The 18919-nt window shown below is 71.6% G+C and carries 19 protein-coding genes and 1 pseudogene; 9 read left to right on the top strand and 11 right to left on the bottom strand.

What is annotated here, in order from left to right; genetic code table 11:
* Positions 1-61 precede the first annotated feature (61 nt).
* Positions 62-2143 carry an MDR family MFS transporter gene (locus tag ACFZDL_RS12905; RefSeq protein ID WP_353588995.1) on the top strand — a complete coding sequence of 694 codons (2082 nt, stop codon included), beginning with the start codon at positions 62-64 and terminating at the stop codon, positions 2141-2143.
* Positions 2144-2220: 77 nt separating this feature from the next.
* On the opposite strand, the gene ACFZDL_RS12900 is transcribed toward ACFZDL_RS12905, so the two are convergent.
* On the bottom strand, positions 2221-2757 hold the full coding sequence (locus ACFZDL_RS12900) for a GNAT family N-acetyltransferase (RefSeq protein ID WP_353588993.1): 537 nt from the start codon (positions 2755-2757) through the stop codon (positions 2221-2223).
* 184 nt (positions 2758-2941) lie between these two features.
* On the opposite strand from ACFZDL_RS12900, the gene ACFZDL_RS12895 reads away from it, so the two are divergent.
* Positions 2942-3607, top strand: coding sequence for a hypothetical protein (locus ACFZDL_RS12895; RefSeq protein ID WP_353588991.1), 666 nt, complete (start codon positions 2942-2944; stop codon positions 3605-3607).
* 262 nt (positions 3608-3869) lie between these two features.
* Positions 3870-4265: a hypothetical protein gene (locus ACFZDL_RS12890; RefSeq protein WP_353588989.1), complete on the top strand. Its 396-nt coding sequence runs from the start codon at positions 3870-3872 to the stop codon at positions 4263-4265.
* A gap of 160 nt (positions 4266-4425) precedes the next feature.
* Here ACFZDL_RS12890 and ACFZDL_RS12885 read toward each other — a convergent pair whose 3' ends face one another.
* The 7 genes and pseudogenes from ACFZDL_RS12885 to ACFZDL_RS12855 all read right to left on the bottom strand — a co-directional run bounded on the left by ACFZDL_RS12885 (position 4426) and on the right by ACFZDL_RS12855 (position 9746).
* Entirely contained in the window at positions 4426-4857 is a 432-nt protein-coding gene (locus tag ACFZDL_RS12885; RefSeq protein ID WP_353589730.1) for a protein-tyrosine phosphatase family protein, read from the bottom strand.
* Between the two features lie 87 nt (positions 4858-4944).
* Positions 4945-6072, bottom strand: a complete 1128-nt coding sequence (locus ACFZDL_RS12880) for a hypothetical protein (protein WP_353588986.1) — start codon at positions 6070-6072, stop codon at positions 4945-4947.
* Positions 6073-6428: 356 nt separating this feature from the next.
* A complete protein-coding gene (locus tag ACFZDL_RS12875) occupies positions 6429-6755 on the bottom strand; it encodes an antibiotic biosynthesis monooxygenase (RefSeq protein ID WP_353597031.1) in 327 nt (108 codons plus the stop codon).
* A gap of 4 nt (positions 6756-6759) precedes the next feature.
* Positions 6760-6924: pseudogene (locus tag ACFZDL_RS12870) on the bottom strand (protein-L-isoaspartate(D-aspartate) O-methyltransferase); the annotation flags it as partial.
* Positions 6925-7176: 252 nt separating this feature from the next.
* The gene (locus ACFZDL_RS12865) at positions 7177-8142 is read right to left on the bottom strand and encodes a hypothetical protein (RefSeq protein WP_353597032.1); all 966 of its coding nucleotides are present in this window, start codon (positions 8140-8142) and stop codon (positions 7177-7179) included.
* Between the two features lie 125 nt (positions 8143-8267).
* Positions 8268-8861: a dihydrofolate reductase family protein gene (locus tag ACFZDL_RS12860; protein WP_353597033.1), complete on the bottom strand. Its 594-nt coding sequence runs from the start codon at positions 8859-8861 to the stop codon at positions 8268-8270.
* Positions 8862-8990: 129 nt separating this feature from the next.
* Positions 8991-9746: a dienelactone hydrolase family protein gene (locus tag ACFZDL_RS12855; protein WP_353597034.1), complete on the bottom strand. Its 756-nt coding sequence runs from the start codon at positions 9744-9746 to the stop codon at positions 8991-8993.
* Between the two features lie 140 nt (positions 9747-9886).
* Between ACFZDL_RS12855 and ACFZDL_RS12850 the strand changes: the two genes are divergently transcribed.
* The 3 genes from ACFZDL_RS12850 to ACFZDL_RS12840 all read left to right on the top strand — a co-directional run bounded on the left by ACFZDL_RS12850 (position 9887) and on the right by ACFZDL_RS12840 (position 13736).
* A complete protein-coding gene (locus ACFZDL_RS12850) occupies positions 9887-10426 on the top strand; it encodes a hypothetical protein (RefSeq protein ID WP_353597035.1) in 540 nt (179 codons plus the stop codon).
* Positions 10427-10664: 238 nt separating this feature from the next.
* Entirely contained in the window at positions 10665-12827 is a 2163-nt protein-coding gene (locus tag ACFZDL_RS12845) for a phosphatase PAP2 family protein (RefSeq protein ID WP_391191063.1), read from the top strand.
* A 171-nt stretch (positions 12828-12998) separates the two neighbouring features.
* Positions 12999-13736, top strand: a complete 738-nt coding sequence (locus ACFZDL_RS12840) for a superoxide dismutase family protein (protein ID WP_353597036.1) — start codon at positions 12999-13001, stop codon at positions 13734-13736.
* 12 nt (positions 13737-13748) lie between these two features.
* Here ACFZDL_RS12840 and ACFZDL_RS12835 read toward each other — a convergent pair whose 3' ends face one another.
* Both ACFZDL_RS12835 and ACFZDL_RS12830 read right to left on the bottom strand, forming a co-directional pair.
* Positions 13749-14381, bottom strand: a complete 633-nt coding sequence (locus ACFZDL_RS12835; protein ID WP_353597037.1) for an HD domain-containing protein — start codon at positions 14379-14381, stop codon at positions 13749-13751.
* A 74-nt stretch (positions 14382-14455) separates the two neighbouring features.
* Positions 14456-15688, bottom strand: coding sequence for a cytochrome P450 (locus tag ACFZDL_RS12830; RefSeq protein ID WP_353597038.1), 1233 nt, complete (start codon positions 15686-15688; stop codon positions 14456-14458).
* 220 nt (positions 15689-15908) lie between these two features.
* On the opposite strand from ACFZDL_RS12830, the gene ACFZDL_RS12825 reads away from it, so the two are divergent.
* A complete protein-coding gene (locus tag ACFZDL_RS12825) occupies positions 15909-17078 on the top strand; it encodes a steroid 3-ketoacyl-CoA thiolase (protein WP_353597039.1) in 1170 nt (389 codons plus the stop codon).
* Here ACFZDL_RS12825 and ACFZDL_RS12820 read toward each other — a convergent pair.
* Positions 17062-17748, bottom strand: a complete 687-nt coding sequence (locus ACFZDL_RS12820; protein ID WP_353597040.1) for a TetR family transcriptional regulator — start codon at positions 17746-17748, stop codon at positions 17062-17064. The genes ACFZDL_RS12825 and ACFZDL_RS12820 overlap by 17 nt on opposite strands.
* Before the next feature lie 112 nt (positions 17749-17860).
* Between ACFZDL_RS12820 and ACFZDL_RS12815 the strand changes: the two genes are divergently transcribed.
* Complete coding sequence (locus ACFZDL_RS12815; RefSeq protein ID WP_353597041.1) at positions 17861-18307, top strand: nuclear transport factor 2 family protein; 447 nt, start codon at positions 17861-17863, stop codon at positions 18305-18307.
* Between the two features lie 107 nt (positions 18308-18414).
* Positions 18415-18919: hypothetical protein (locus ACFZDL_RS12810; RefSeq protein WP_391191059.1), on the top strand; the 505-nt coding region annotated here is incomplete at its 3' end.

Raw genomic sequence — 18919 nt, 5'->3', positions numbered from 1 at the left:
GACGGTAGCGCGGCGGCTCGCGAGCGGGCTGCCGCGCGGGCCGACAACGTACGGAGTCACCATGGCGCAGGACGCGAGCCCCTCGACCCCGGCCCCGGGTCCCGTGGCGCTCGGCCCGGGGGAGGGCCGTACCAGGCGTACGGTCCTCGTGGCGATCGGCGCCCTGCTGCTCGGACTGCTGCTCGCCGCCCTCGACCAGACGATCGTCGCCACCGCCCTGCCCACGATCGTCAGCGATCTCGGCGGGCTGTCGCACCTGTCCTGGGTCGTCACCGCGTATCTGCTCGCCTCGACCGCCGCCACCCCGCTGTGGGGCAAGCTCGGCGACCAGTACGGGCGCAAGAAGCTCTTCCAGGCCGCCATCGTCATCTTCCTGATCGGCTCGGCGCTGTGCGGGCTCGCGCGGAACATGCCGGAGCTGATCGCCTTCCGCGGGCTGCAGGGGCTGGGCGGCGGCGGGCTGATCGTGCTGTCGATGGCGATCGTCGGCGACATCGTCCCGCCCCGCGAGCGCGGCCGCTACCAAGGGCTCTTCGGCGCGGTCTTCGGCGCCACGAGCGTGCTCGGGCCGCTGCTGGGCGGGCTCTTCGTCGACCACCTCAGCTGGCGCTGGGTCTTCTACATCAACATCCCCCTCGGCATCATCGCGCTCGCCGTCATCGCCGCCGTCCTGCACATCCCGGTCCGCGGCGCCCACCACACCATCGACTACCTCGGCACCCTCCTCATCGCCGCCGTCGCCGCCGCGCTGGTGCTGATGACCTCCCTCGGCGGCGTGACCTACCCGTGGGGCTCCTGGCAGATCGTCGGGCTCGCGCTGCTGGGCCTGGCGCTGCTGGTGGCCTTCCTGCAGGTGGAGCGGCGCGCCGCCGAGCCCGTGCTGCCGCTGTACCTCTTCCGCAGCCGCTCCTTCGCGCTCTGCTCGGTCATCGGCTTCGTGGTCGGCTTCGCGATGTTCGGCAGCATGACCTACCTGCCGACGTTCCTGCAGGTCGTGCAGGGCGTCACGCCGACCCTGTCCGGTGTCCACATGCTGCCGATGGTCTTCGGCATGCTGCTCGCCTCCACCGGCTCCGGGCAGGTCGTCAGCCGTACCGGCCGCTACAAGGTCTTCCCGGTCCTCGGCACCGGCGTCACCGCCGTCGGCCTGCTGCTCCTGCACCAGCTGCGGCCGTCCACCGGCGTGGCCGAGACCAGCGTGTACTTCTTCGTCTTCGGCTTCGGGCTCGGCCTGGTCATGCAGGTCCTGGTGACCATCGTGCAGAACTCCGTCCGCTACCAGGACCTGGGCGTCGCCACCTCGGGCAACACCTTCTTCCGCTCCATCGGCGGCTCCTTCGGCGTCTCCGTCTTCGGCACGATCTTCGCCAACAGCCTCGCCCCGCACCTCGCCCATGTGCTGGCCGGACAGCGGCTGCCCCCCGGCGTCGACCCCGGCGCGCTGAGCGCCGACCCCCGGGGCGTCCGGCTGCTGCCGGCGGCGCTGCGGGGGAGGGCGCTGGACGCGTACTCCGTCTCCATCACCGACGTGTTCCTGTACGCGGTGCCGTTCGTCCTGATCGCCTTCGCCCTCGCCTGGTTCCTGCGGGAGGAGCCGCTGCGGGCCAGCGTCACCGCGCCCGAGGCCAGCGAGGTGGTCGCCAGCAACCCCGTCGAGCGCTCCTCCCGGGACGAGGTCGCCCGCGCCCTCTCGCTGCTGGGCAGCCGCGAGGGCCGCAAGCAGGTCTACGAGGACATCGCCGAGCGCGCCGGCCTCGACCTCAAACCCGCCGCGAGCTGGATGCTGCTGCGGATGAGCCACTACGGCGCGGTCGAGCCCTTCCTGCTGGCCGAGCGCTCGCATGTGCCGCTGCGGGTCATCACCGAGGCGACCCGGCAGATCGAGGAACGGGGGCTGGGCGCGCGGGACGGGGCGTCGCTCGTACCGACCCAGGAGGGGCGAGGGGTGGCGGAGCGGCTCTACCGCGCCCGGGCGGAGTCGCTGGCGGAGCTGCTGGGCGACTGGTGGTCCCCGGACCGGCCGACCGACCTGATGGAGCTGGTGCGCGAGCTGAACCGGGAGCTGTGCGGCTCGGACGCGGAACAGCCGGACGACGGCGACGCCCCACCCCCGCCCCGCCCGGGACCGCGGCGGGCGGCGTAGCGCGGGGCGGTGGGGTGGGGGGTGCGGGGCGGGGGCCGCTGTGGGTGTGGGTCAGTTGGCTGCGGGGGTGCCTACGGTCAGTTGGCGGCGGGGGCGCCGAGGTCCTTGCCCAGCCAGACCTCCGTGTACGGCCCCTCGCGGAACGGCGGCACATCCACGTACCCGTACCGCGCGTACAGGGCCCGCGCCTCGCGCAGATCCAGCCGCGTCTCCAGCACGGCCCGCTCGGCGCCCAGCTCACGCGCGGCCGCCTCGGCCGCCGCGAGGAGCACCGCGCCCACGCCCAGGCCGCGCTTGGCCGGCCGTACGAACACCCGCTTGAGCTCCGCCGTGCTGCCGCCGTCCAGCAGCCGCACACCGGCACACCCGGCGGGCTCGCCGTCGTGCTGGGCCACCAGGAACATGCCGTGCGGCGGGGTGAGGTCGTCGCTGGGCATCTCGACGAGATGCCTGTCGATCTCCTCGGGGGTCGTGTCGCGCCCCTCGTGGAGCTGATACCAGCGGTCGGCGACATCGATGAGGAACTCGCGCAGCAGCCCGTCCGAGACGGGGTCGCCGACCGGGAGCGGGGCGACCGTCAAGGATGCCGGGGGGCGGGGCGTGCTCATGGTCATGGCAGGCATCGTGACAGCCGCCGCCGGGACCGCGCACCTGAGTTACCGCCGGCCCGCTCGCCGAGGCGCATCCTCCCCCAACGCCCGCCGCGAAGCCCGTGAGTTTGAGGGCGGGGAGGGGGGCAACCCGGCGGGGAACAGCCCCCGGACGGAAGGGGGCACCGGTGGAAGGCAGAAGGAGACCATGTCAACAGGCGCGAGCATCATCGTGGTTGTCGCTGCCGTCGTCCTCGTCATCGCCCTCGCGGCCGCGCTCGCCGCGGGATTCGTCAGGGCGCGCGACGGAGGCCGGAACCGCTCTCTGCGACGCCGCTTCGGACCTGAGTACGACCTGACGGTCGCCCGCCATACGGGCGACACGAGGGCGGCGGAGCGCGAGCTCCAGGAGCGGCTGCGGCGGCACGGGGACCTCAAGACCGCGCCGCTGTCCGGCGAGCTGCGCGAGCGGTACGCGGCCGAATGGGCCACGGTGCAGGAGGAGTTCATCGAGCAGCCGGCCCGCGCCACGGCCGACGCCGACCAGCTGCTGGCCCGTCTCGCCCACGACCGCGGGTTCCCCTCCGACCGCTACGACGAGCAGGTCGAGGCCCTGTCGGTGCACCACGCGGACAGCGTGCAGGGCTACCGCCAGCTCCACACCGCCGCCCTGCGGGCCCGCGAGGGCCGGGCGGACACCGAGGAGCTGCGCGAGGCCGTGGTGCACGCGCGGGCCCTCTTCGAGGACCTGGTCAGGCCGCCGCACCACAGCGTCGACGGCAGCGACGCCCCCAACAAGCGGCACCACCCCGGGGGCGGCCGCACCCGCCACTGGCTGGGCACACGGACCCGGCCGCACACGCACACGCCGTAGGCGGTGCGCGGCGGGAACCCGGAACGGGTGACGTCTGATGACCGAGCCCTACGACACGACTACGGCTCCGCGCGCCGGAGCCACCAGCAAGGCCGCGAGCGCATGGAGCGCCCCGAGTGCCCCGAGAGCCCGGAGCGCGCCGAGAGCCCCGAGAGCCAAGGAGGCAGCGGGAACCATGGGAACCTCGGACGGAGCGGGATCCAAGGGCATCAGGGGATCCAAGGGAATGTCGGGAACCAACGGAACCACGGGATCCAAGGGGATGTCGGGAACCAACGGGACCACGGGATCCAAGGGCATCACGGGATCCAAGGGAATCACAGGAACCAACGGGATCACGGGAACCGCGGGTGCCGTCCCCGACGCCCCCAACGGCCCCACCTTCCCGGTCCTCCCGCCGAGCGAGCACGATGAGCTGACCAACCGCCTGCACCACGCGGTCAGCGGCTTCGTGGATGCCCCGCGCGACGCCGTGGAGGAGGCCGATCTGCTCCTCGACGAGCTGTCCGGCCGTCTCACCGACCTCCTGGCCGACCGCCGCCGTACGCTCCGCGACGCCTGGGAGGAGAACGAGTCGGGCGCCGCCGCACACACGGAGGAGTTGCGGCTGGCCATGCGCGGCTACCGCAACGTCCTGGAACGGCTGCTGAGCATCTGACCGGCCGACTGACCGACCGGCCGACTGACCGGCCACGAGCGGCCGACTGACCGGCCGACCGGCCGACCACGAGCGGCCGACCCCCTACGGCCGTCGCCTCCGGCACCCCCGACAAGGCGCCCCGACCCGGCGCGCCGGAGGCGACGGCCGTAGGGCTGGATCACACGGCGAAGCGGGCGACGAAGCGGCGCTGCCAGGGCGTCTCGACGGCACGCCGGGCGTAGTGCTCCCGGACGTAGGCGACCGCTTCCTGGTTCGGGACCCCGTCCAGCACGGCGAGGCAGGCCAGCGCCGTACCGGTGCGCCCGACCCCGCCGCCGCAGGCGACCTCGACGCGTTCGGCCCCGGCCCGCTCCCACGCCTCGCGCAGCGCCTCCCCGGCCGCGGCACGGTCGGACGGCAGCCGGAAGTCCGGCCAGCGGACCCAGCGCGCCTCCCAGGAGACGGCGGGCGGTTCCTTGCCCAGCAGATACAGCGCGAAGGCGGGCTCCGGCCCGGCGGGCAGGGGGTGGCGCAGCCCCCTGCCCCGTACGAGCCGACCAGAAGGCAGCCGCAACACGCCCGCGGCAGTGGGCTCCCAAGTAGTAGTGATCATCCGAGCGAGCGTAGCCCTCGCGCCTTGCCCGCATCCGGGATTCAGCTCAGCGCGAGAACGCTGACGGTCCGCCGTTCACGGGCATCAGGCCGACGCGTCGATGGTGACGACGCCGACGGACTCGGCTCCGACAAGCAGCAGGCAGGCGCGGAAGCCGTAGTCCTCATCCGAGACCTCGAAGGGAAGGCCGATCCCGTACGCCAAGGGGAGCACACTCTTTGAGCCTGAGCCGCCGGTGACCTGTGCGGTGACGGTGTCGAACACGTCCCGGCCGAGGAGGGCCACCAGCCGGTCTCCCGGGAAACGGGGCTGTGGGTCGTCGTCGATGTCGTAGTCGTCGATCTCCCCCATGGCCCAGGCGCCGCTCCTGGCCTGCTCCAGATTGTGCGCTTCGAAGTCCGCCAGGACCCTCGCCAGAGTCTCGTCGTCCAGTCGGCGGAGCTCGGCTTCGTTCTCCTCCTCCCACCACTCGTCGTCCGCCAGCTCCGCCCAGCGGTCCGACTTCGGCCACCAGGCGCGGAACGCGGCGTCGGCGGCGTCCGGGTCGGCGAGGTCCAGGTCAAGGCTGTGTGGCTGGACCTTGAGGCCGACTCGCATGCGGTCGTTGTTGGTCAGCCAGACGAACTCGCCGAGTAGTTCCGCGGCGCATTGGGCGCGCACGGCCAGATCCGCCTGCCGGTACTCGCCCTCGGTGAGGGTGGGAGGTGCGGCGATCTCGCCGTCCAGCACACGGGAAGGGTCCGGCCACAGCCCATCGGAGGGCGGCAGCGCCGCCGAGGGGGCTATGGACAGCCGGAACGTGTCCCCGCCGAGACCTCGGCCGAGCAGGTGCAGCTCATCGTCGAGCGGGTGACCGCCCGGCTCCGCGGCGACCGTGACCCGCACCAGATCGCGAAAGCCCCCCGCCAGTTCCCGGGCCAGTGCGGCGATCAGCTCGCGAGCCCGTTCGGCCGGCGCGTCCGATCCCGAAGAGAGCGCGCCGGTCAGCAGCCGGTGGACATCTTCGGTCACTTCTCCGTCCGGACGCGCACTCGTCCAGGGCTCTCCCGGGTGCTCGATCGCGTGGTTCAGCACCTCGACGGCCACCGGATGGCGGTGCCCTGATGTCCCCTCGCCCGCGAACGTCCCCGGAAACCCGCCGTACTCGGCGATCTCCAGCGACGTCGGCGCCGCATGCCACGGCCGCTCGCTCGGCGACGGCGCGCTGCCCATGACCGGCGTCAACCGGTACGCGGGGCACCCGGTCCCGGGGTGTTCAGGCGCCCAACGCTGCAACAGATGCGTCGCGGGAACCAGCTCAAGCGATGTCATCCACTCTCTCCCGAGTGATTGCTGAGACGGCACTTTGGGGCGTGTCATGCTGCCACGGTGGGCGGTTGGGCGGCGTCCGGACCACCGGCCGACGGCGGGGCACGCCGCGGCGGGACCCCCCGGCGGCGGGGGGTCGGCGGTCCGGGCCCGGGGGGGTGGGGGGGGGCCGGCCCCCCGGGGGGGGGGGGGTCCCGGGGGGGGGGGCCCCCGCCGTCGGCCGGTGGTCCGCGATCCGGGCCCTTGCTGGTGCGGGCGCGTCAGCCCTGCTTGGGTCCCGTCTGCTGCACGACCTCGAAGGACCACAGCGTGGAGCCGGAAGCGGCGGGCTTCTGCTGGGGCGCGCCCTCTCCGCCGCGCTGGTGGGCCGCCTTCATCGGGCCCTCCATCCACGCCTGGAAGTCCTCCTCGCTGCGCCAGCGCGTATAGACGAGGTACTGGTCGGTGCCCTCCACCGGCCGCAACAACTCGAACCACTCGAACCCGTCCGAGCCCTCCACGGTCCCGGCCCGCGACGCGAAGCGCTTCTCCAGCACCTCGCGCTGCTCCTCGGGGACTGTCAGCACATTGATCTTCACGATGCTCATGGGCCCATCCTGCCTCAGCACGCAGCGCCGTAAGACCGAACCGGGTGTGCTCCGGCCTGCCCCGGCTTTCCCACCACCGGTACGCCGCCTCCACCTCGTCCCACAACCGGCGCGGCCCCGACTGCCAGACGCGCGCCGTGCCCCCCTCGCGGAACATCGCACACGCCCAGGGCCAGGACGCGGCCATACGGCGCGTTGCCGACGCAGCCCTTGAACCCGTCACCCGCTATGACGTCCGGGTACAACCCGGCCGCGCACAGCCGTTCGCGGGCGCGCATCGACAGGGCGCGGTCCACTTCCACCGCGGTGACGTTCCGGCCACCGCAGCGATGTGCCAGCGCTCCGGCCGTCTCGCCCGTGCCGGTCTCCATGTCGAACGGCCACATCAGGTCGGGGAGAAGGCGGCCCGGTCCCGGTACGCCTACAGGCCCAGGGGCCAGACGCGGAGTTCGCCGTGGCGGCCCGCGGTGATGATGACCGTGCGGCCGTCCAGTTCGGTGAGGTGGATGGCTCGGATTCCGCCGGAGTGGGCGGTGAAGGGCGCTGCCGCCGGGCCACCGTCCGCGAGGTCCCAGGTGTGGACGGTGCCGTCGTCGGTGCCGGTCACGGCTATCTGACGGCCCTTTACCGAGGTGACGCCCAAGCAGGTGATGTCGCCGCCCGATGAGGGGAGTTGTCGCAGCCACCCGCCGGTGGCGGGGTCGCCGAGGTGAAGGGCCGTGCCTCCGGCGGCCACGACGCGCGGGTGGCCGTCCACGGTGACCAGGGCGACGCCCTCGACGACCATGTCGAGCTGTTCGAAGGTCGTCACGGGGGCCTCTTCGCGGAGGTCCCACACCCACACCTCGCCGTCCCAGCTGCCGGAGACAAGGGCGGAGCGGTCTGTCAGGCGGCCCGCCGCGAGGGCGCCGACGCCGGAGTACGAGCCGTGGTCCGAGAGGAACAGCTCTATGGACTCGGGGTCCCCCTCCTGCGGGGCGACGTCTGCCACCGGGTCCGACAGCAGGATCCCCGGGCCGGTGCCGCCGGCGGCGAACCAGGTGCGGCCGTCCAGTTCCACCGTGGTGGCCGAGGCCACGCCGCCCAAGTCGTCGCGCTCCGCGGCCCGTAGGGCGCCGCTGTCCAGGTACCACTGGGCGAAGCCCTGATGTTCCCCGCCGCCGCCGACCACGATCCGCCCACCGACGGCGGTGGCGGCCAGCGAGGTCACCTCCACCTGGTCCACCAGCTTGTGATCGGTCCACCGGTCGTCGGACAAGGACCACACGGCGGCCGAGTGGCCGCAGGCACAGACCACCAGGGGGCGGCCGGCGCCGCCGACGACGGTGAAGTCCTCGACGGGGCCGTGGGGGCATGTGGTGGACAGGAGGGGGTTGGGCGAGGTCATGGCCGGATTGTAGGAATCAAGGTCGGCCGGCGCGGGCCGACCTTGATTCCTACGAGGTCGGCCGGCGCGGGCCGATCGGCCGGGACCGACCTGTGGCCGCCCCGGCTAGCCGACCGCCGCCCCGGCTAGCCGGCCGCCCGCCGGTATCTGCACACCTGCACACCCGTGCCGCCGGCGGTCGTGGAGGCGAGCTCCAGGGTGCGCAGCGCTCCGTCGAGGGGGAAGATGCTCTTTCCGCCGCCGAGGATCACCGGCATGTGCATCAGCAGGAGCTCGTCGAACAGGCCTTCGTGCAGGAGGGTGCGGACGAGCGTGGGGCTGCCCATGACCAACAGGTCGCCGCCTTCGGCGCCGTGCAGCTCGCGGATGCGGGCGACGGCCTCGCCGCCGGCGATGCGCGTGGTGTTGTCCCAGGTCAGCTGGTCGTCGCCGAGGGTCTGGGACACCACGTACTTCCGGATGGAGTTCATCTGGTCGGCGAACGGGTCGCCGGCCCGCTCGGGCCAGGCCGCGGCCATCGTCTGCCAGGTGCGGCGCCCGAACAGCAGCGCGTCGGCCTTGGAGAGCGTGTCCGCGACCGCGCCGCCCACCACCTCCGGGTCGAAGAACGGGTGGGTCCAGCCGCCGTGCGCGAAGCCGCCCTCGGTGTCCTCCTCGGGGCCGCCCGGGGCCTGTACGACGCCGTCCAGGCTGATGAACTCACTGATCACGATGCGCACGGGACTTGCTCCTCCTGGTCGTTGCGGGGCTTACGGCAATAAAGACGGCCGAGCCGCGCCGAAATTATCGCTTCCACGCGAACCGGCGGAGATCCGGCGGTGTGATGCCGGGCACACCGGAGGGGGCGGTCAGAGCGTACGGCCGAAGAGGTCGAGAAGCGCTTCCCAGTGGCGCTCGGCCCCGGCCGCGTCGTAGGCGGAGGTGTCGGCCTGGGTGTAGCCGTGCCGCGCGCCCGGGTAGACCTCGCTGCGGTGGCGCACGCCCGCGGCCGTGAGCGCCGCGTCGAGGCGTTCCATCTGCTCGGGCGGCATCGAGGAGTCCTGGTCGGCATGGCCGAAGTACACCTCGGCGGTGATGCGGTCCGCGACCAGGTGCGGGCTGTCGGGGGCCTCGGTGGCCAGGTCCCCGCCGTGGAAACCGGCCATCGCCGCGACCCGTTCCGGGCAGGCGCCGGCCGTACGCAGGGCCAGGCGGGCGCCCATGCAGTAGCCGGTGACGCCGACCGGTCCGTCCGTGGCCTGCGGACAGGCGGCCAGCCACCGCAGATAGGCGTCGGCGTCACGGGTGACCGCCTCGGGGGTGAGCGACGGGAGGAAGGACATGAGCTCCGGGAGGAGTCCGGGGCGGGTGTCGGGGCCGATGAAGTCGGGAAGCTCCACCAGCGGGGCGCGGCCGCGGCGGTAGAAGACGTTGGGGAGCAGCACGGTGTAGCCCGCCCCGGCCAGGCGGTCGGCCATCTTCCGCAGGTGGGGGCGCGGCCCGAAGACGTCCATGTAGAGCAGGACCGCGGGATGGGGAGTGTCGTCGTCGGGGTGGGCCAGGTAGGCGTCGGCGGTGCCGTCCGGAGTGGGGATGTCCACCGTGGTTCCGCGCGTCGTGGTCATGGACGTCATTCCTCTTTTGTCTCGTATGCCTGGATCTGGTCGGTCATTCAAGACGTGCGCAAGATTCCCGCATGGCTTTGCCGGGACCGTGGTTCGCGGCGGCCGGCCGGCCGCATCACCGCATTCGGAGGGAATCACCGATGAAGCGCACGCCTCTTATGCTCTCCGCCGTCGTGGCGTCCTCGCTCGCCGTGGTGGCCTCGGCGACGACGGCGGAGGCCGCCTCGCGCCCCGCCACGGCCAGGTCGATACTCAACCACCGGGGCATCTCTCTGGCCACCACCCACGACAGCGGCCGCCACGACAAGGCGAACGCCAAGCAGAACATCGTGGACACCGCCGCCGGGCGGAAGGCCAGGCGCAGCCATTACGGCACCGCCCCCGGCGGATCGGTCACGCTCAACAAGAACATGCTCAACTCGATGCTCAAGCTCAACACCGCCAAGCGGTTCACCTTCCGGGTCACCGAGGTCGCGGGCGGCAGTCACTCGCCCCGTTCGAAGCACTACGCGGGCCGGGCCTTCGACGTCGGCACCGTCAACGGCAAGCGGGTCAGCACCGGCGGGGCGGGCTACAACAACGCCAAGAAGTTCATGAGGGCCTGCCGGTCCTACGGCGCCGTCGTCGTCCTCGGCCCCGGAGACTCCGGGCACTCCACCCATGTCCACTGCGAGTGGTGATCAGCGGCATGCCTGGTGGCGTCCGGTCCGTGCCGCGGGTCACGTTCGCGGTGCGGACCGAACACCTGGTGAAATTGGGACAGACCTCACGGGCTGCCCGGCCGACCGAGCGGTACTTTTCGGACAACTCTTGAATACGGTCAGGTGGCGAGGGGGTATTCCGCGTCTGAGTACAGGGCTCAGTAAGGTCTCAAACAACCGGAGCGAGTGACAAGGACGAGTGGGGGAGCGGCAGGGCGTGGCGAACGCGGAGCGAAGCGGACTGGGGAGCACCCCGGGCACGGGGTCGAGCCCCGGTCCCGCCGGGGCACGGACGTCGCGAAACGCGCTGGTGCTGGGAGCGCTGTGGCTCCTCGCCGGTGTGCTGGCCGTCCGTCAGGCCGCGGCCGTGCTGCGTCTGCCACCCGATGAGCGGCTGACCGACCTCGAGACCTGGATCGGTGAGCAGGGCGTCCTTCATGTGAGCGGTTCGCTGTACGACGGGGACGCGTTCACCGGGACGCCCTTCTCCGGGCTGGTCCTCAAACCGCTGACGCGCGCCGCCGAGCAGAGCCTCGGCTACGCCTGGACCTTCGGCACCCTGCTGCTGGTCGTGGTGCTCGGCCTGGTCGCCGCCCGCTCCCTCCCGGGCCCCGTCTCCCGGCGCACCGCGCTGCTCGCCGCGCCCGTGGCCATCAGCCTGCTCGTGCTGTCCCTGCCGGTACGGAACACCTTCACGCTCGGCCAGACCAGCATCATCCCGGTGCTGCTGGTGGTGCTCACCGTTCTGCCCAGGACCTCCGGGCGGCAGGCGGGGGCGCTGATAGGGGTCGCCGCGGCGCTGCAGCCCGCCCTGCTGCTGTTCGCGGTGGTCCTGTGGCTCATCGGGCGGCGGCGCGCGGCGGCCATCGCGGGCGCCACCTTCGCCGCCTGCTCCGCGCTCGCCTGGGCCGCGATGCCGCACGACTCGTGGACGTACTGGATCCACCACTTCGGCGGCGCCGGGCTCGGCGCGCCCGCGGACGGCCTGGCCAACCAGTCGCTGCACGGGCTGCTGCTGAGGGTCGGTCTTTCGGGCCCGGTCGAGCTGGCGCTGCTGGCGGTGCTCGCGGTGGCGGTGGCCGTGGTCGGTCTGCGGCGCGCCGCGCACTACGCCGAGGACGGGCAGCTGCTGCTGGCGGCGGCGATCACCGGCAGTGTGGCGCTGGCGATTTCCCCCACGTCCTGGCAGTACCAGCAGCTGTGGATCCTGCTGGCCGTCGTGGGCCGGGTCGGCAAGCGCGCCTCGGACCGGCTGGTGTGGCCGGTGCTGGTGGTGCTGGTGATGAGCCTCAACCGCCGTGCGCTGCTGCCGGATATCGACATTCTTGGTCATATCGGTTATAACGCACCGCTGCTGGCGGCCCTTGCCGCCGCCTGCCTGGTGCCCTTCCTGTCCCGCACCTCCCCGGCGTGGGACAACCCGGCCCCGACCCCGGTCTCGGAACCGGTCCCGGGGCGCTTCGCCTGGGTGCCGCTGCTGCGCTTCGTACGGCGGCCGCTGTCCCGCCCGAACCTCATGCTCGAGCTGATGTTCATCCGTATCGGCTACTTCGGGTACTCCTACATCCGTGCGCACGCCCCCGACTCACGGACCCTCGCGGAGAGCCACGGACACCAGATCCTCACCGCCGAGAAGTGGCTGAGTATCGACATCGAACACTGGTTCAACAGCGTGGTGGCGGACACACCATGGCTGAGGGACAGCATGAACTGGTACTACAGCACCTTCCACTTCCTGGTGCCGCTGTCCCTGCTGGCCTGGCTGTATCTGCGCCGCCCCGCCACCTACCGCTGGGCCCGCACCCCGCTGGCCTTCGCCACGCTCCTCGCGCTGATCGGCTTCTGGCTCTACCCGACCGCCCCGCCACGGCTGATGGGCCTCGGCTTCGTCGACACCGCACACGGGCCGCAGGACCTGGAGAATCCGGACTTCGGCGCGCTGACCAAGCTCTCCAACCAGTACGCGGCCATGCCCTCGCTGCATGTGGGGTGGTCGCTGTGGTGCGGGGTCGTCATCGCGCTGGTGGCGCCGTATGTGTGGATGAAGGTGCTCGGGCTGCTGTATCCGCTGATGACCACCGCGGTGATCGTCGGTACGGCGAACCACTGGGTGCTGGACGCGGTCGGCGGCGCGGTCGTCGTATCGGCCGGGTTCGGGTTGCAGTATCTGCTCCTCGGCGTCGGCAAGCGGCCGAAGGAGGAGGCCACCGGTCCGCTGTGGCCGCTCAGGTTCCGCAAGCGGGAGCCGGAGCCGGCGGCGGCGGGGTCGGCTGAGCCGGCGGCGGGGCCGGCGCTCGTCGCCTCGGTGCCGGGGCAGGCCAAGGAGCCCGCCGCTGAGGCCGTCGAGCCGACGGAGGTCGCCGGGCCGGGCCCGCGCTGAGCCCGCCCGCGGGGCCTGCGCCGGGGCCGCCGGCCGGGCTCGCGTTGAAGGGTGTGACGAAGGGCACTAGCGTGGAAATGCGGGGGACGGGTCCGGCCGGACGGGGTGTGGCGCGGGGCCCGCGCCCGGGGGCCAACCAAGGGGGGTCCACGCTCGGAGGAGTGATCCCCCATGTCTCTTGCCATGGCGGTCACGGCGGCGGCCGCGGCGTCGATGGTCGCGGTCTCCCCTGCGGTCTCGCCCTGCCCCTTCGTGGTGGTCCACGCGAAGTTCGCGCCCGCCGCCCAGGCCCATGACCACAAGGCGGTGACGTACGACACCAAGCTGGTGCCGGACTCCGCCAAGGTCGTCGTCGTGGAGTTCCTGGGCAAGTGGCACGGCGAGGGCGAGTACCGCCACCACCATCGATGGCAGGGCGCACCCCAGGGAGCACCCCAGGCAGGGCTGAGCACACCGAGCCCGCAAGGCACACAGACCACACCGAGCCCGCAGGGCACGCAGAGCCCGCAGACCTCGCCGAGCCCGCAGGGTACGCAGGGCGAGGGCAAAGGCACCCGGGTCCTGGTGTGGGTGCGCGGCCTCAAGGCGAACCACACCTTCGGGGTACATGTCCATACGAAGACCTGCGGGACCAAGCCCGATGACTCGGGCCCGCACTATCAGAACATGAAGGACCCGAAGCAGCCGTCGACCAACCCGAAGTACGCCAATCCCCACAACGAGGTGTGGCTGCAGATCACCACCGACAAGAACGGTGAAGCCCACGCCATGACCCATGTGAACTGGCGGTTCCGGGACTCGGAGGCGCGCTCCGTGGTCTTCCACGAGCATGCGACCGCCACGGAGAAGGGCAAGGCCGGGATGGCAGGCGTGCGGGTGGCGTGCGTCAAGGTGCCGTTCAGAGGGTAGCGCGGCGGCGCGTCAAGGCGTCAGCGGCGCGGGGGTCAGCAGCCCGCGCCGCACCGACGCGTCCCGCACCTCCTCGTACAGCTCGCGCAGCGTCTCGCTGACCGCCACCCGCGGGAGTTGCAGCCGGTCCAGGGCGTCGGCGTCCATGGCGGCGTTGGTGTCGGTGGGCACATCGTGCCAGCCCTGGCCGGTGAGGTACCGCATCAGCGCGGGGTTGAGCCGGTCCACCCCGCGTACCAGGCAGGCCTCGGGCGTACGGCCCTCCTCGTACTCGTGCCACAGGGCCTGGAACTCGGAGCGCAGCGCGCCCGGCAGCGAGGCGAAGGGGTCGGCGTCGAGACCGGAATCCTCTGAAGAATCGGGATCGGGATCGGGATCGAGTTCGACCAGGTCGTGCATCAGACAGAGCTTGAGCATCTTGGTCAGGTCGAGGCAGTGGCCGACCTCCCGCTCGAACTCGGCGTGCAGTATCCAGCTGACCACCGCCAGATGCCAGGAGTGTTCGGCCACGCTCTCCTTGCGCGTCGGGGTGGCGTTGTTGGGGCGTTCGATCTCCCGCAGCCGGGCTGTGAAGGCGATGAAGTCGAAGAGTCTTCGGAACTCCTGCTCGTGCGGTGCGCCGGGCGTGCCGTTCGTGTCGCTCATGGCGGACAGTGTGCCCCCGGGCGGGTCCGCGGCGGCACTCCCGGGGCGGGGGCGGCGCGGCGGGTCACGGACGGTCAGCCGTAGGTCACCTGCAGCTCCTTGATCCCGTTCAGCCACGGCGACCGCAGCCGCCGGGGATCGCCCGCGAGCCGGATGTCCGGCATGGCGTCCGCGATCGCGTTGAAGATGAGGCGGATCTCCAGCTCGGCAAGGCTCTTGCCGAGGCAGAAGTGCGGGCCTCCGCCGCCGAAGCCCAGGTGGGGGTTGGGGTCGCGGGTGATGTCGAAGTCCTCGGGCCGGTCGAAGACCTCCGGGTCGTGGTTGGCGGAGGAGTAGAAGATGCCGACCCGCTGGCCCGCCGCGATCCGCTGCCCGCCCAGCTCGGTGTCCTGGGTGGCGGTGCGCTGGAAGGACATGACCGGGGTGGCCCACCGTACGATCTCGTCGGCGGCGGTGGCCGGGCGCTCGCGCTTGAACAGCTCCCACTGGTCGGGGTGGGTGAGGAAGGCGTGCATGCCGTGGCTGATGGCGTTGCGCGTGGTCTCGTTGCCCGCGACCGCGAGGAGCAGCACGAAGAAGCCGAACTCGTCGGAGGCGAGGTTGCCCTGGTCCTCGGCGGCGACCAGCTGGCTGACGATGTCCTTGGCCGGGCAGGCCTTGCGGTCGGCGGCCAGGTTCATGGCGTACGAGATCAGCTCCATGGCCGACTCCGCGCCGATCTCCTCGGTGATGGCGAGCTCCGGGTCGTCGTACGCCACCATCTTGTTGGACCAGTCGAAGATCTTGGTGCGGTCCTGCTGCGGGATGCCGATCAGCTCGGCGATGGCCTGCAGCGGCAGTTCGCAGGCCACATCGGTGACGAAGTCGCCGCTGCCGTCCTCCTTGGCCCCGGCCACGATCCGGGTGGCGCGCTCGCGCAGGGCGTTCTCCAGCGCGCGGATGGCGCGGGGGGTGAAACCGCGCTGGACGATCTGGCGGACCCGGGTGTGCTCGGGCGGGTCCATATTGAGCATGATCAGCTTCTGGACGTCGATCTGGTCGCGGTGGATGTGTTCGTTGAAGCGGATGATCGCGGTGTTGAGGTGGGAGGAGAAGATCTCCGGCTTGGTCGACACCTCTTTGACGTCGGCGTGCCGGGTGACGGCCCAGTACCCGTCGTCGTCGAAGCCCGCGACTCCATGGGGCTGGGGGATCCACCACACCTTGGCCGTCTGCCTCAGCTGGGCGAACTCGGGGAGCGGCAGACGCTGCTGGTAGAGGTCGGGGTCGGTGAAGTCGAACCCTTCGGGAAGCGCTGGACAGGACATCGGCCACTCCAGATCTGACGGCCTATCAGAAGTAGCGGAGAAGGTAGTAACGGGTTCTACAAGTGGCAAGTGTCATGGCCGCCTTTGTTGCGCACAACGGGCGTGCAAGCCCCTTGCGTCGTCGGGCGGGGCGTCAGCAGACTGATTGAGGAACTAGAACGCGTACTAGTTCTATCGCGGGCGCTGCCGGGAGCCCCGCGGAACCAGGAGAGGACGAGTCATGGCCGCGGAACCCGTCATCGTCGAAGCCGTACGCACCCCGATCGGCAAGCGCGGAGGGTCGCTCGCCAATCTGCATCCCGCCTATCTGCTCGGCGAGACGTACCGCGAACTCCTCGCCCGTACCGGCATCCAGCCCGACTGCGTGGAACAGGTCGTCGGTGGCACGGTCACCCACGCCGGCGAACAGTCCATGAACCCCGCCCGCAACGCCTGGCTCGCCGTCGGGCTGCCGTACGAGACCGCGGCCACGACCGTCGACTGCCAGTGCGGCTCCTCGCAGCAGGCCAACCACATGGTGGCCAACATGGTCGCGACCGGGGTCATCGACGTCGGCATCGGCTGCGGCGTCGAGGCCATGTCGCGGGTGCCGCTGGGCAGTGGCTCCAAGCACGGGCCCGGCAAGCCGTTCCCGGACGAGTGGAACGTCGACCTGCCCAACCAGTTCGAGGCGGCGGAGCGGATCGCGCGCCGCCGGGGGCTCACCCGGGAGAAGGTCGACTCCCTCGGCCTCCTCTCGCAGGAGCGGGCCGCCCGGGCGTGGGCGGAGGAGCGCTTCAAGCGGGAGACCTTCGCGGTGCAGGTGCCGACGACCGAGGAGGAGCAGGCGGCCGGGCAGGGCATGTGGCGGCTCGTCGACCGGGACGAGGGGCTGCGCGACACCAGCATGGAGGCGCTCGGCGGGCTCAAGCCGGTGATGCCGACCGCCGTGCACACCGCGGGCAACTCCTCCCAGATCTCCGACGGCGCAGCCGCGGTGATGTGGGCCTCCAAGCGCATGGCGCGGGCGCTCAAGCTCAAAGCCCGCGCCCGGATCGTCGCCCAGGCGCTGGTCGGCACCGATCCGCACTACCACCTGGACGGGCCGGTGGACGCGACGCGCGCGGTGCTCGGCAAGGCGGGGATGACGCTCAAGGACATCGACGTCGTCGAGATCAACGAGGCGTTCGCGTCGGTGGTGTTGTCGTGGGCGCAGGTCTTCGAGCAGGACCTGGAGAAGGTGAACGTCAACGGCGGCGCGATAGCGCTGGGGCACCCGGTGGGGGCCACCGGCGCCCGTCTGATCACCACGGCGCTGCATGAGCTGGAGCGGGCGGACAAGGAGTTCGCGCTGATCACGATGTGCGCGGGTGGCGCGCTGGCGACCGGGACGATCATTCAGCGCCTGTGACCGGAGCACTGCCTGTGGCCGGGGCACTGCCGGTGGCCGGGGCACCGCCTGCGGCCGGGGTGCTGCCAGTGACCGGGGCGCCGCCTGTGACCAGGGCGTGGAGGGCGGGCCGCAGGGCGGCGGAGATCTCCTCCGGGGAGGCGCGGCGCAGTTCGTCGATGCCGAGCAGCTGATGGCCGATGGTCACCCCGACCATGGTGGCGACGGCCAGCGCGGCGTGCAGACGGGCGTCCTCGGACGCGTTCTCCCCCTGTCCGGCTGAGATGGCGGCCGCGACCTCGGCGATCTGATGGTCGAGGGCGGCGCGGGCCGCGTCCGCCGCCTCCGGGTGGGTGAGCATGGAGCGCAGCATCGCCAGCGAGGCCTCCGGCAGCCCGCCGATCTTCATCCCGAGCGAGGCCAGCAGCGAATCCGTCAGCGCCTCGGGGTCGCCGCCCTGCGGCCTGTCCTCCGTCCCCGCGACCGAGACCCGTACGGCCTGCGAGAACAACTGCTGCTTCGAGCCGAAGTACTGCATGACCAGCGCGGGGTCGACCTGTGCCGCCGAGGCGACCGCGCGGATCGTGGTGCGCTCGAAGCCGCGCTCGGCGAACAGCTCGCGGGCGGCGGCGAGGATGCGCTGCTCGGTGCTGCGGCGGCGCTCGGCGCGGGTGGGTCCGGCTGCGGTCATATCGCTGACTCTACCGATCGCTCTACAGCTGTTGACCGGGACCGCGCTCGCTCTACACTCGTTGAGTCAACACATGTTGAGCGAAACGCATGAGTGAACGGAGCGCATCGTCATGCCCGAAACCACCGCGGGGACAGATCGGATCGTCGAACGCTTCCACCGCGCGATGCTGGAGAAGTCCGCGGACGACCTCGCCGACCTGTACGCGGTCGACGCCCGCCATGAGTTCCCGTTCCTGTTCCCCGGGCTGCCGACGTGCTTCAACGGGCGCGAGGAGATCCGGGCGGGCTACCGGGCGATGTGGGGCGCGACCCCCGTGGAGCCCGAGACGATCCGTGACGTGGTGATCCACGAGACCGCGGAGGCGGGCACGGTCGTCGTCGAGCAGACCGTGGTCGGGGCGCTGACGCCGACCGGCCGCCCCGTCACCGTCCCGGGGATCCTGGTCATCCGGGTCAGGGACGGTCTGATCGTCCACACCCGCGACTACATGGACGGCCTCGGCGTGGCCACGGCCACCGACCGGCTGCCGGACCTCGTCGCCGCGCTCGGCGGATAGCGCCGCCGGTCAGTACGGCAGCCGCCCCGGGCTCGACCCGGCCGCGAGGGCTGTGTGTTTCCTTACGACTCGGTCAACGCCGACCGAGTCGAAGGGAAGCGACACACATGTCAGCTCGCCGCATGCTCACCGGTACGTTTCTGGGGCTCAGCGCCCTGCTCATGACCACATCCGCCCTCGCCCCCGCGGCCGCCGCCGCGCCGGTGCCGGTCACGGCGGTCAACTGCGACGGCAACACGTACAAGTGCGCGGCCAATCTGCAGTACGGGGACGGGAAGTGGGTGGCTGACTGGTCGGTGAACGTGTACCACCAGGGTCTGGCGTCGGGGTCGTCGTCGCAGTCGTCCTCGGCGGCGGCGCGGAGTGCGGCGGCGCCGGTGCCGGTGACGGGGCTCACCTGTGACGGCAACACGTACAAGTGCACGGCGAAGCTCCAGTACGGGGACGGGAAGTGGGTGGCTGACTGGTCGGTGAACGTGTACCACCAGGGTCTGGCGTCGGGGTCGTCGTCGGAGCCGTCCTCGGCGGCGGCGCGGAGTGCGGCGGCGCCGGTGCCGGTGACGGGGCTCACCTGTGACGGCAACACGTACAAGTGCACGGCGAAGCTCCAGT

Origin of the sequence: Streptomyces sp. NPDC007917 (assembly GCF_042959105.1) — a bacterium.
Taxonomy (GTDB): domain Bacteria; phylum Actinomycetota; class Actinomycetes; order Streptomycetales; family Streptomycetaceae; genus Streptomyces.
Note: the sequence above shows the minus strand (reverse complement) of the source record. Positions and strands in the feature narration are given on the sequence as shown.

What these genes read in the sequence shown, in the direction of transcription:
- ACFZDL_RS12905 (WP_353588995.1), top strand. Translation starts at nt 62, where the DNA reads ATGGCGCAGGACGCGAGCCCCTCGACCCCGGCCCCGGGTCCCGTGGCG.
- ACFZDL_RS12900 (WP_353588993.1), bottom strand. Translation starts at nt 2,757, where the DNA reads ATGACCATGAGCACGCCCCGCCCCCCGGCATCCTTGACGGTCGCCCCG.
- ACFZDL_RS12895 (WP_353588991.1), top strand. Translation starts at nt 2,942, where the DNA reads ATGTCAACAGGCGCGAGCATCATCGTGGTTGTCGCTGCCGTCGTCCTC.
- ACFZDL_RS12890 (WP_353588989.1), top strand. Translation starts at nt 3,870, where the DNA reads ATGTCGGGAACCAACGGGACCACGGGATCCAAGGGCATCACGGGATCC.
- ACFZDL_RS12880 (WP_353588986.1), bottom strand. Translation starts at nt 6,072, where the DNA reads ATGGGCAGCGCGCCGTCGCCGAGCGAGCGGCCGTGGCATGCGGCGCCG.
- ACFZDL_RS12875 (WP_353597031.1), bottom strand. Translation starts at nt 6,755, where the DNA reads ATGAGCATCGTGAAGATCAATGTGCTGACAGTCCCCGAGGAGCAGCGC.
- ACFZDL_RS12865 (WP_353597032.1), bottom strand. Translation starts at nt 8,142, where the DNA reads ATGACCTCGCCCAACCCCCTCCTGTCCACCACATGCCCCCACGGCCCC.
- ACFZDL_RS12855 (WP_353597034.1), bottom strand. Translation starts at nt 9,746, where the DNA reads ATGACCACGACGCGCGGAACCACGGTGGACATCCCCACTCCGGACGGC.
- ACFZDL_RS12850 (WP_353597035.1), top strand. Translation starts at nt 9,887, where the DNA reads ATGAAGCGCACGCCTCTTATGCTCTCCGCCGTCGTGGCGTCCTCGCTC.
- ACFZDL_RS12840 (WP_353597036.1), top strand. Translation starts at nt 12,999, where the DNA reads ATGTCTCTTGCCATGGCGGTCACGGCGGCGGCCGCGGCGTCGATGGTC.
- ACFZDL_RS12835 (WP_353597037.1), bottom strand. Translation starts at nt 14,381, where the DNA reads ATGAGCGACACGAACGGCACGCCCGGCGCACCGCACGAGCAGGAGTTC.
- ACFZDL_RS12830 (WP_353597038.1), bottom strand. Translation starts at nt 15,688, where the DNA reads ATGTCCTGTCCAGCGCTTCCCGAAGGGTTCGACTTCACCGACCCCGAC.
- ACFZDL_RS12825 (WP_353597039.1), top strand. Translation starts at nt 15,909, where the DNA reads ATGGCCGCGGAACCCGTCATCGTCGAAGCCGTACGCACCCCGATCGGC.
- ACFZDL_RS12820 (WP_353597040.1), bottom strand. Translation starts at nt 17,748, where the DNA reads ATGACCGCAGCCGGACCCACCCGCGCCGAGCGCCGCCGCAGCACCGAG.
- ACFZDL_RS12815 (WP_353597041.1), top strand. Translation starts at nt 17,861, where the DNA reads ATGCCCGAAACCACCGCGGGGACAGATCGGATCGTCGAACGCTTCCAC.